Below are 6,084 nucleotides of genomic sequence, written 5' to 3'. Positions count from 1 at the left end.
CTCCCGCCCACCAAACACCACACCGCCCACTCTCGCAGCTCACTCCCGCCCGCGCTCCACCCACCACACCCGCGAGGGGTCCCACATGTGCCTTCGCGGGCACCCTCGACGACTCATTTCGGACCCCTCAGCCGGGTCTTGCTGGGCCCGCCCGCCACACCCGCGCCGCTCGCGCACCCGCCCACCACACCCGCGAGGGGTCCCACATGTGCCTTCGGGGACGCCGCGAAGGCACATTTCACGCACCTCAGCGGATGGATGCTTCCCGCAGCGGATGATGCATCCGCGAGGGGTCCCAAATGTAGCTTCGCGGGCACCCTCGACGACTCATTTGGGACCCCTCAGTCGGGTCGTGCGGGATGGGGCGGGCAGGCCGCGCGCGAGCGAGCACAAGCCAGCACGCCAGCGGGCGAACGAGCACGAGCACGAGCGAGCGCGCCAACGGGCGAACGAGCACGAGCGAGCAGGGAGCGAGCGCGGCCTCGCGGCCCGCGCGCCCGCTCACCGCGGCCCGCGCCCCCTCACTCGGGCGAAGCCTCAGTCGTGGCCGCGGGTCCCTCGCGGTAGCCCTCGTCGTAGCCGTCGCGGTAGCCCTCGTCGTAACCCTCGGAGCGTCCGGACGCTCGCGCTTCGGCGGAACCCTGCCAGAACAGGTCGCGGTCGGCGGGGCGCTGCAGGCTTCGAGCCCCCGCCCCGTCGAGGTCGGCGACCAGGTGGCCGAGCCCGCGGATGATGGCAACGGGCATGCCGCTGGTCTTGCCCTTGACCAGGTCGGCTGCGGCCGCGATCTCGTCGCCGACCGCTGGCAGGGTCACGAGGAGGGGACGGCCATGGGCATCCGTTGTTCCGCGCAGATCGTCGAACACCCGCACGCCGGCCGCGCCGATCGCGATATCGGTCTGTCCTTCGCGCCACGCGCGACCGGAGGTGTCGGAGATGATCACGCCGATGCGGGCACCCGTCGCCGCCCGCACGCCGACGCACAGCTCTCGGGCCGAAGCGTCCGGGTCGAGCGGCAGCAGCAGAACGGTGCCGTCGGGAGTGTTGCTTGAGTCGACGCCAGCGGCGGCCATCACGAGCCCCTGCCGATTCTCGACAATGCGGGTAACCCCGCCAGGGTGCTCCCGGCTCGCGACCACGCGGACCGTCTCGTCGGTGATCGCCTGTTCTCGGTCGGCGGCGGCAACGACGCGCCCCTCCGCCTTCGACACGATTTTGCTCGTCACGGCCAGGATGTCGCCGTCGGCAAGCCCGCCCTCACCGACCGCGGCCAGAATCAGCTCGACCAGGTCATCGCCGGCCGCGATCTCGGCGATGCCCGTAACCCCCAGCACGGCGACGCCTTCGACGATGGCCATCAGCGCACCAGCTTCGGCAGCACGCTGCGCCCGAATTCGTGGATCCATTCGCGCTGGTTTCGCCCCACGTTGTGCAGGTAGATGCGGTCGAATCCCAGATCCACATACTTCTGGATGGCGGCCCTGTGCACGTCTGGGTCGGCAGAAATCACCATGCGGCCGTCAAAGTCTTCTGCGCGCACCATGCGGGCAAGCTGCTCGAACTCGAACGGTGAGCGGATGTCGCTCTTAGAAAAGCGCATGCCCCCATTAGGCCACTCCCGCAGCGCATTCGCCATGGCCTGTTCGTCGGTTTCTGCCCAGCTCAGGTGCAGTCTGAGCACCTTGGGCATCGCCGAGCCGTCACGCCCCGAGGCACGCGCGCCCTCGGCAAAACGAGCAAGCAGACCGGCGACCTTGTCGACGGGTGCCCCAACGGTGATGAGACCGTCGGCGACGCGGCCCGCGCGTTTGGCCGTGACGGGTCCGGATGTTGCCACCAGAATCTGGGGGGCCACCTGCGGCATCGTCCACAGCCGCGACGATTCGAGCGTGAAGTTGGGGCCGGAATGTTTGGCGTCGCGCCCTGCGATCGACGCCGTGAACAGTTTGCTGATCACCTCGACGGCCTCGAACATCCTGCTGATGCGGTCGGCCGCCTCTGGCCAGTATGCGCCGACGACGTGCTCGTTGACGGCCTCACCGGAGCCGACCCCCAGCCAGTGCCGCCCCGGATACATCGTCGCAAGAGTGGCGGATGCCTGGGCCACGACGGCAGGATGCATGCGAAACGACGGGGTCGTTACCCCCGGCCCGAAGTCGCCCGTGGTGCGCTCGCCAATCGCCGCGAGCACGCTCCACACGAAGGACGCCTCACCCTGGGCTGGCACCCACGGCTGAAAGTGGTCTGCCGCCATGACGCCCGTGAACCCGTGCTGCTCGGCGTACGCGGCGAGCGCTACAGCCTCGGTCGGCGGGAACTGCTCCAGCATCGCGGCATAACCGATGTGCATGGCGCCGGTGCGAACCGCGCCGCTCTGGCCAGCCGGGTGCGTGGGTGCCGTCATAGGAGAATCCTGCCCCATGACCGGCACCACCGGTGCACCGAAGCGCTACTTGGAGACGGTTCCCGTCAGCGCCGCGATGGGCCGCAGGATCAGCGGCCGTGCCGCGATCCAGGCCACCGCCATCGCGACGAGGGACGCGGCGAAGAACCAGAACCCGGTCCAGCTTTCCGTGTCGCCCCCGCCGTACATGTGGTTGAGGTTGCGCAGAGCGCCCGTGGTGAGCACGAGGGTCACGTGAACGATGATGAACGCGGTGAAATAGATCATCACGGGCAGGTGCACGGCGCGGGCAACCTCTACGGGGTAGATCTTGTTGAGCTTTTCGGCGTTCTTGGGCCAGGCCCCCGACATGCGGATGCCCGTGATGATGGCCAGCGGCGCGGCAATGAAGATCGTGACGAAGTAGGCGATGAGCTGCAGGCTGTTGTAGTTGACCCAGCCGTTCTCGTGCGGCCAGTTGAGCGAGGCATACTGCAGCGCTGCGGAGATCGCGTTGGGGATGACCTCCCAGCTCGTGGGCACGACCCGCAGCCACTGGCCCGTGGCGAAGAGAAGAACGTAGAAGACGATGCCATTGAGCACCCACAGGGCATCGAGGCTGAGGTGCAGCCACAGGTCGATGCTGATCTTGGTGGGCTTGCCCTTGGTGCGGATGAGCCCCGAGTTGTTGCGCGTCCAGTGTGCGGCGGGGCGCTGGGTAGTGCGCACCTGCCATCCGGTGCGGATGATCAACAGGATAAAGAGCGAGTTGAGAAAATGCTGCCACTGCAGCCAGGCCGGAAACCCGACCGGGGTTCCCTCTGCCGGGGCGACTTCACCGGGGTAGTCGGTGAGGAACGATTGCACCTCGGGAAGGCTGCGGAGCCACTGCGCGAGCACCACAACGAGCGCGAGCACCACGAGAAGGGCGGGAATGACCCACACCAGGGGGAACCACTTGCTGCGGGCGGCGGGTTTTTTCTTGGACGTCGTCGTCGTCATAGTGGGCTCTCTCAACGGGTTCGTGCGAAGGGGAAGTGCTGTGGTGGTGTGCCGCCCCGCCATGGGGTGGGGCGGCACACTGACTGCTAATGACTAGCCGCGTGATTCCAACGCGGTGACGAGCTTGGGCACGATTTCGAAGACGTCTCCGACGATGCCGAAGTCGGCGATCTCAAAGATGGGTGCGTCTTCATCCTTGTTGATCGCCACGATGGTCTTGGCGGTCTGCATTCCTGCTCGGTGCTGGATTGCCCCCGAGATTCCCAGGGCGATGTAGAGCTGCGGCGCAACCGTGATGCCGGTCTGACCCACCTGGTAGCTGTGCGGAACGTAGCCTGAGTCGACCGCGGCGCGGGAGGCACCAACCGCCGCTCCCAGGGCATCCGCGAGCTGCTCGACGAGAACGAAGTTCTCCTTGGAGCCGAGCCCCCGTCCACCGGAAACCACCTTGGTCGCCGCGCGAAGTTCCGGCCGGGTCGAGACGACCGTCTCGTCCTTGACCGAGTCGATAACTGCGGATGCCGTGGTGTCCACGTCGATAGCCGCCGTCGTTACCTCGGCGGCCGCCGGGGCTGCTTCGCCATCGATCGCACCGAGTCGCAGCGTCACGATCGGCAGACCACCCTGCACTGTTGCCTCGACCGTGTAGCCACCGCCGAACACCGAGTGGGTTGCGACGATGGTGTCGCCGTCCGCGCGAACGCCGACGGCATCCACCAGGAGGGCGCCGCCCGTGCGCACTGCGGCGCGGCCAGCGATTTCGCGACCGTCGGGCGAGTTGGCGACGAGAACCGCTGCCGGGGAGAACTGTGCTGCGGCAGCCACGATGGCGGCGACCTGGGCGGATGCCACGGTGGTTGCGGCCGCATCCGATTCTGCGACGAAGACCTGGGCTGCCCCGAGGCGGCCAAGTTCGTCGGTGAGTGCGGCACCGGTGCCGGGGGCGACCGCGACGACCGCGACCGGTGTGCCGAGGCTCGCGGCAGCCGCGAGAACCATTCCGGCGGAGCTGCGGATCTCACCCGTGGTGGAGACCTCAATAAACGCGAGGATGTTTGACATCGTGTTGTTCTCCTTTAGATGAGGCGCTCGGCGGCGAGGAACTCAACGAGCTCGTCGACGGCGGAACCCTCGTCGATGACCTTGCGTCCTGCGGCGCGCGCGGGGCGTTCGGTTGCGGTGACTACGACAGAACGGGCGAGCCCGGGGAACCCGGAGTCGACGCCGAGGTCGGAGAGCGAAAGAACGGAGAGCGGTTTGCGCTTGGCCGTCATGATGCCCTTGAAGTTGGGGAAGCGAGCCTCTGCCGAGCTTTCGGTGATCGAGACGATGGCCGGAAGGCCTGCGTGCACCTGGCGGGTTCCACTCTCGGTCGCCTGCGTGCCGCTCACGGTCGAGCCGATCTGCAGACCGTCCACGGCAGCGAGGCAGGGGATGCCGAGGTGCTCCGCGACCATCGCGGGGATGACTCCGCCGCGTCCATCGGTCGAGGCGTCTCCCGCGACGATGAGATCGACACCGTCGATCGAGCGCACCGCGGCGGCGAGCGTTGCCGCGGTCAGGCCGGTGTCTGAACCCGAAAGCGAGTCGTCGAGCACGTGAACTGCGGAATCCGCTCCCATCGAGAGCGCCTTGCGCAGTGACGCGGTCACGGCGTCGGGGCCCATCGAGAGGACTACGACCTCTGTGCCCTTGTCAGCATCCTTCTGCTGCAGCGCAACCTCGAGGGCGCGCTCGCTGATCTCGTCGATGATGGCATCGCTTGCATCGCGGTCGACTAGACCCTGCGGTGTTAGCCGGCGTTCGCCGTAGGTGTCTGGCACCTGCTTAATCAGCACGACAATCTTCACGGAGCGCTCCTCTTTCGTCGACATCGACTTTTTGCGTCGCCCCCACGCTACCCAGCCTCCGCCAGAGTGCACGCCCCTCTGTCGAAAGTGTTCGCCGGACGAACCTATGTAGGCACAGATTCTGTGCCGACGCTCAAATTACCCTGACCTTCTCTAGTTCCGAAAGACGATCTCTCGGCACGTGGAATACGTATCTTCAGCATTACCGTCGAGCGTGGGGGGTCTACACGTTGTATTTCGAACGGGCAGATGCCGTGCCCGCTAGCATGTGCGCATGATGGGGGAACAGATGCGAGCAGAACTCGGCACTCAATCGTGAGCGGCGAATTCACCGAGCTCGTCGACATGTTTGAGCGAGCTCCGGATGCCCACGCGGTCGACCCGGAGGCCGCAGCGGCATCGCGGAAACGCCGTCGCATTGCAGGCATCGTCGCGGGGGCGACCGCGCTCGCGCTGGTCACGACCGCAAGCATCTACTCCGTCTCGGCTCTGACCTCCCCCATTCCGCTTTCCACCGCCCAACTGACCGCGCCCGACGTTGCACCAGGACCGGTCGCCGCGATGACCCTGCCGGTGAACGGCAGCAGTGCAATCGTCGTGTCGGGCGAGAATGATTTCGAAGCCTTCACCGGCAGCCGCGAGATGGTCGGCGCACTCGATGCCGACACCGCGCGACCGATCGCGAGCATCAGCAAGGTGATCACGGCGCTTGTCGTTCTCGACGCCAAGCCCCTCGGCATCGACGAGCCGGGCCCGACGATCACGTTCACCGCGGCCGATGACGACCTCTACGACAAGTACTACGTGCTCGGCGCCACGACGCACACCATGAAAAAGGGCGAGCGGATG

5 protein-coding genes and 1 pseudogene are annotated in these 6,084 nt (G+C 66.8%); 1 reads left to right on the top strand and 5 read right to left on the bottom strand.

Translation table 11 applies throughout. The features are described 5' to 3' along the window. Positions 1-521: 521 nt before the first annotated feature. The 5 genes from cofE to AC062T_RS13235 all read right to left on the bottom strand — a co-directional run bounded on the left by cofE (position 522) and on the right by AC062T_RS13235 (position 5,235). Complete coding sequence (cofE, locus tag AC062T_RS13255; RefSeq protein WP_476030763.1) at positions 522-1,358, bottom strand: coenzyme F420-0:L-glutamate ligase; 837 nt, start codon at positions 1,356-1,358, stop codon at positions 522-524. Further along, the gene (locus tag AC062T_RS13250) at positions 1,358-2,404 is read right to left on the bottom strand and encodes a TIGR03557 family F420-dependent LLM class oxidoreductase (protein ID WP_476030761.1); all 1,047 of its coding nucleotides are present in this window, start codon (positions 2,402-2,404) and stop codon (positions 1,358-1,360) included. The genes cofE and AC062T_RS13250 overlap by 1 nt, the downstream gene beginning before the upstream one ends. 45 nt (positions 2,405-2,449) lie before the next feature. Beyond that, positions 2,450-3,385: a cytochrome b/b6 domain-containing protein gene (locus AC062T_RS13245; protein ID WP_476030759.1), complete on the bottom strand. Its 936-nt coding sequence runs from the start codon at positions 3,383-3,385 to the stop codon at positions 2,450-2,452. A gap of 93 nt (positions 3,386-3,478) precedes the next feature. Beyond that, positions 3,479-4,447: an electron transfer flavoprotein subunit alpha/FixB family protein gene (locus tag AC062T_RS13240; protein WP_476030757.1), complete on the bottom strand. Its 969-nt coding sequence runs from the start codon at positions 4,445-4,447 to the stop codon at positions 3,479-3,481. 14 nt (positions 4,448-4,461) lie between these two features. After that, positions 4,462-5,235, bottom strand: coding sequence for an electron transfer flavoprotein subunit beta/FixA family protein (locus AC062T_RS13235; RefSeq protein WP_476030756.1), 774 nt, complete (start codon positions 5,233-5,235; stop codon positions 4,462-4,464). Between the two features lie 315 nt (positions 5,236-5,550). On the opposite strand from AC062T_RS13235, the pseudogene AC062T_RS13230 reads away from it, so the two are divergent. Beyond that, positions 5,551-6,084, top strand: a pseudogene (locus AC062T_RS13230) (D-alanyl-D-alanine carboxypeptidase family protein); the annotation flags it as partial.

Source organism: Homoserinimonas sp. (assembly GCF_056262345.1).
This window is presented reverse-complemented; position numbering and strand designations above follow the sequence as displayed.

Excerpts from the sequence above, each read along its gene's own strand:
- cofE (WP_476030763.1), bottom strand. The coding sequence starts at position 1,358 with ATGGCCATCGTCGAAGGCGTCGCCGTGCTGGGGGTTACGGGCATCGCC.
- AC062T_RS13250 (WP_476030761.1), bottom strand. The coding sequence starts at position 2,404 with ATGACGGCACCCACGCACCCGGCTGGCCAGAGCGGCGCGGTTCGCACC.
- AC062T_RS13245 (WP_476030759.1), bottom strand. The coding sequence starts at position 3,385 with ATGACGACGACGACGTCCAAGAAAAAACCCGCCGCCCGCAGCAAGTGG.
- AC062T_RS13240 (WP_476030757.1), bottom strand. The coding sequence starts at position 4,447 with ATGTCAAACATCCTCGCGTTTATTGAGGTCTCCACCACGGGTGAGATC.